Below are 424 nucleotides of genomic sequence, written 5' to 3' on the forward strand. Positions count from 1 at the left end.
CGCTCCGCGTCCGACAACCGCTCCACCAACAGCATCCCCGCACCCTCAGCCCAACCCGTACCATCCGCACCCGCACCGAACGCCTTGCACCGGCCATCCGCCGCAAGCCCCCGCTGCCGACTGAAATTGACAAACGCCTCCGGCGTCGCCATCACCGTCACACCACCGGCCAACGCCATCTCACACTCACCCGACCGCAACGCCTGCACCGCCAGATGCAACGCCACCAACGACGACGAACACGCCGTATCCACACTCACCGCCGGGCCCTCCAACCCGAACGTGTACGACAAACGGCCCGCAACCACACTCGTCGCATTACCCGTCCCCATCAGCCCCTCAAGATGCCCCGGCACCTCCCGCAAACGCGACGCATAATCGTGATACATCACCCCCGCAAACACACCCGTACGACTACCACGCA

At 65.1% G+C, this 424-nt stretch carries 1 protein-coding gene; it reads right to left on the reverse strand.

Features of this window, described 5'->3' with window-relative positions; genetic code table 11:
• A partial coding sequence (locus tag K7854_RS37340; RefSeq protein WP_226030990.1) for a beta-ketoacyl synthase N-terminal-like domain-containing protein occupies window positions 1–424 on the reverse strand: 424 nt, incomplete at both ends.

The organism is Streptomyces hyderabadensis (genome assembly GCF_020404845.1).
GTDB classification, from domain to species: Bacteria; Actinomycetota; Actinomycetes; order Streptomycetales; family Streptomycetaceae; genus Streptomyces; species Streptomyces hyderabadensis.